General features: G+C 33.7%; 2 protein-coding genes. Both read right to left on the minus strand.

Translation table 11 applies throughout. The features are described 5' to 3' along the window. The coding region (locus ACT3CD_RS17240; RefSeq protein ID WP_444646912.1) for a type II toxin-antitoxin system RelE/ParE family toxin at positions 1-287 on the minus strand (287 nt) is incomplete at its 3' end. Continuing rightward, positions 287-496, minus strand: coding sequence for an addiction module protein (locus ACT3CD_RS17245; protein ID WP_444646913.1), 210 nt, complete (start codon positions 494-496; stop codon positions 287-289). The genes ACT3CD_RS17240 and ACT3CD_RS17245, both read right to left, overlap by 1 nt. Between the last annotated feature and the right edge of the window lie 225 nt (positions 497-721).

Consider the following 721-nt stretch of genomic DNA (forward strand, 5'->3'; position numbering starts at 1 on the left):
CTTTTCTTCCAGACTTTTGGACTTCTACTTGTATGAACGATTGCTAAAACATATATGATATTTTCTTCAACTGTAAAAAATATCCCATAAGGAAAACGAACAGTTAAAGCTCTTTTCAGTCCTTTATAAATTACCTGGTAATGATTTGGATTTCGCTGTATTGCATTTAAAGCAGCCTCCACTGCAAGTAAAAATTCATTCCCTAAACTTTCTCTTTTTTCATTGTACCAATTTGCTGCATCTTTCGCATCTTCTTCCGCAAATGGTTCGATGATAAGTTTATACATTAGAACTGATTTTTAATTCTCGCTTTTACATCAGCCCAACTGGAACCTTCACTTGGATTGTTTTTATGTGCCTCAATACGATTATCTAAAAGCTCTTTTACTTCATCAGTTAATTCAAGCTTTTCATCGTTTTCTGCAATACTATCCCAAATGGCTTCTACCATTAATATGCGTTCTGAAACACTTAGTTTTAATATGTCTTGCATCATTCTTGTCATTTTACAAAATTAACTATTTTTTATCTCAAAGTATATTATTTCAACGGATGATATTTCCCTCGTTCACCGCTGCCGCACGAGTCCCCTCGTGTGGTAAACTAAGCTAAGCCACTTTTAGCAAGTAAATTACATCAAACTGAATAGAGTCTGTCCATAAACTAAGTGTTTGAAATATAAAGTTCAAATTCAAGGCCTGTGAAGTCATAAAAATCAAGG

This window comes from Geofilum sp. OHC36d9 (assembly GCF_052400685.1).
Lineage (GTDB): Bacteria > Bacteroidota > Bacteroidia > Bacteroidales > Marinilabiliaceae > CAZHHH01.